Annotated in this window: 3 protein-coding genes and 1 pseudogene; all 4 read left to right on the forward strand. The window is 50.4% G+C overall.

The window, feature by feature from the left end; translation table 11 throughout:
• The first annotated feature begins 282 nt into the window (after positions 1–282).
• Positions 283–567 carry a hypothetical protein gene (locus Q0340_RS07580; protein ID WP_298082814.1) on the forward strand — a complete coding sequence of 95 codons (285 nt, stop codon included), beginning with the start codon at positions 283–285 and terminating at the stop codon, positions 565–567.
• Between the two features lie 53 nt (positions 568–620).
• Positions 621–1,091 carry a 6,7-dimethyl-8-ribityllumazine synthase gene (ribH, locus tag Q0340_RS07585; RefSeq protein ID WP_177388134.1) on the forward strand — a complete coding sequence of 157 codons (471 nt, stop codon included), beginning with the start codon at positions 621–623 and terminating at the stop codon, positions 1,089–1,091.
• A 1-nt stretch (position 1,092) separates the two neighbouring features.
• A pseudogene (nusB, locus tag Q0340_RS07590) lies at positions 1,093–1,467 on the forward strand (transcription antitermination factor NusB); the annotation flags it as partial.
• A gap of 650 nt (positions 1,468–2,117) precedes the next feature.
• The gene (gene pyrF, locus Q0340_RS07595; protein ID WP_363317261.1) at positions 2,118–2,804 is read left to right on the forward strand and encodes an orotidine-5'-phosphate decarboxylase; all 687 of its coding nucleotides are present in this window, start codon (positions 2,118–2,120) and stop codon (positions 2,802–2,804) included.
• Positions 2,805–2,914 lie beyond the last annotated feature (110 nt).

Genomic DNA, 2,914 nt, shown 5'->3' on the forward strand with positions numbered 1-2,914 from the left:
CTCCTTGAAATGATTTGAAATGATTATATCCTAAAATTTCTAAATGATTAATAAAATTTATTATTTAGGATTAATTTTAAGATGAATTTCAATCTAAGCTCGTTCCTTGTTATACTCGCGCTTCAAATTTAAAATTTAGGCGGTTTTGAATAACCAAAGGCTTTGTTCTTATCCTCATCGGAGCGCTTTTGAGTGCGACCGGGCTTACGGACTTAAGCACGCTTCTAGTACGCACGATTGGCTACTGACCGCAACCTGCGTAATTGCGAGCTTTTTTAATTTATGCTTGCTTTAAAATACATCGGCGCGGTACTCGCATACGTCCTAGACACGGGGCTCGGCGCGCTTTTTATCGTCTTTCTTGAAACTGCTATCGCGCCAAAAGAGGACTTGGAGATTAGCCCGCTTCGCATATTTTTTATATTCACGCTAAGCTTATGCACAGGCATCGGCACGATCGGCGCCGTGATCCTAGGCGTATTCATCCGCTGCGAGAAAATTTCTGCGCGCAAAGCGCCCCTCTTATTTCTAATAATTTCAAGCGCCGTGATGCTGAAATTAATTTAGAATTTTGGCGAATTTAGCTAAGCTTAGCGCTAAATTTAACGCAAAGGAAAACCATGAAAATCATCGAAGGCTCGCTTGCTCTTAAGGGCAGCGAAAAGATCCTAATCATCAACGCCCGTTTCAACCACATCATCACCGATCGCCTAGTCGAGGGGGCGCACGATGCGTTTTTGCGCCACGGTGGCAAGGAGGAAAATTTAAGCCTGATGCTTGTTCCTGGCGCTTTTGAGATCCCGCTCGCGCTTGAAAAGGCGCTAAGCTCCAAGCTCTACGACGCCGTCGTCTGCCTAGGCGCGGTGATCCGCGGCTCTACTCCGCATTTTGACTACGTAAGCGCCGAGGTAAGCAAGGGTATCGCAAACACCATGCTAAAATACGGCGCACCCGTGACTTTCGGCGTGCTTACTACCGATAACATCGAGCAAGCGATCGAGCGCGCAGGCGCAAAGGCAGGCAACAAGGGCTTTGAAGCAATGAGCGGCGCGATCGAGCTTCTAAGTCTATTTCGCAACATAAAGGCGTAAAATGGCCACCAGACACCAAGCCAGGCTCGCTGCGATCTCGCTGCTTTACTCCAAAGATATGAACGGCGGCGGCGAGGACTTTGCGGACGAGTATCTGGAAGAAAAGCGCATTCGCAACGAGCAGCGCAACTGGACGCTGGCGCTTCTGCGCGGCGCTAGCGAAAATCTCGCCGCAGTCGATGCGCTGATAGACGAAAATTTAAAGGAATTTAAGCTCGCCGAAATTTCGGCTCTGGAGCGCGCGATACTGCGGCTCGGGGCGTATGAGTTGCGCTTTACGGACACCGACGCAGGCATCGTCATCAACGAAGCGATCAACTCCGCCAAGGAGCTTGGCATCTCGTCTAAATTTATAAACGGCGTGCTGGATGCGCTAAAAGATAGCCCTGTAAAAATCGCGGCAGATAAAATTTCCGAGCCGACTGCGACGGCAAGCGAAAATCTCGAGACAACCACGGAGGTAGCCAAAAATTTTAAGCCTGCTGCGGCGAAAAACTCCGCTGTTTCGGACAGCGATGATACGGCGAAAAATTTCATCCCCGCAGGCGCGGACGGCGAGACGAAAAATTTTACGAGAGCAAAGAGGAGCGGCACGCCGAAAAATTCTACGGCGAGCAGAAGCAGACCGTCTAAAAAGCCCGCTAATTCGAAAACTCGCAGCGGATCCGCAAAAAAATCCGAAGCCGCTGCGAGCAAAACATTTAAAACGGAGAAAAATTTTAAGGTCGGAGATAAATTCAGGACAGAGAAAACCGGCAAAAATTTCAAAGCTGGCGAGCGAGGTAAAAATTTTAAGGCAGGCGAACGAGGCAAAGACGCCGCGCCGAAAAAAGAGGGCGCGGATAGAAATTTCAGAGTCGGCAAAAGCGCGGCTCCGAAAAAGGGTGCTGTGGGTAAAAATACTGCGCCGAAAAGTAGCGCTGGGCGCAAAAGCTCTACCGCACCGAAAAAATCTGCGGGCGGCAGAGGCGCCGTCTCAAAAAGACCTGCGGGTAGCAAAGGCGCGGTACGCGGCAAGGATAGGCAGTGAAGCTCTGCGTCGCGCTTGATCTGGGCTCGAAGCAGGAGTGCTTGCAGCTAGCGGAGGGACTTGCGGACTTTTCGGATAAAATTTGGCTCAAGGTGGGCTTGAGAGCTTATTTGCGCGACGGAGCGGACTTTGTAGAGGAGCTAAAAAAGCTCGGGAATTTTAAAATTTTCCTCGATCTAAAGCTCTACGACATCCCAAACACGATGGCAGACGCCGCCGAGGAGATCGCTAAGCTTGGCGTAGATATGATAAACGTGCACGCAAGCAGCGGCAAGCGCGCGATGGCTACAGTGATGGAGCGACTGGATAGGCTAGCTTCGCGTCCGTTGGTGCTAGCGGTTTCGGCGCTAACGAGTTTTGATCAGGCGGAATTTAGCGCGGTTTACGAGCAAAATTTAAGCGATGCCGTGCGCAAATTTGGCGTGATGAGCTATGAAGCAGGACTTGACGGCATGGTCTGCTCTACTTACGAGAGCCGCTTGATAAAGGACGCTACGAGCGCAAATTTTATCACGCTCTGCCCGGGTATACGTCCGTTTGGCGAGAGCGTGGGGGATCAAAAGAGAGTGGCGGATCTGGACGTCGCGCGCGAGGCGGGGGCTGATTTTATCGTAGTCGGTCGCCCGATCTATCAGGCGCAAAACCCGCGCGAAATTTGCGAGCGGATTTTGGGGCAAATTTAGCGCCAAAGCTTGCGTAAAATTTGGTGAAAAATCATTTTAAGCATGGTGTTCGTGCGCAAGAAATTTTAATTAAATCATCGTAAAAGCGCGACTTGGACGGTGACTTCGCG

Source organism: uncultured Campylobacter sp. (assembly GCF_938045595.1).
Lineage (GTDB): Bacteria > Campylobacterota > Campylobacteria > Campylobacterales > Campylobacteraceae > Campylobacter_B.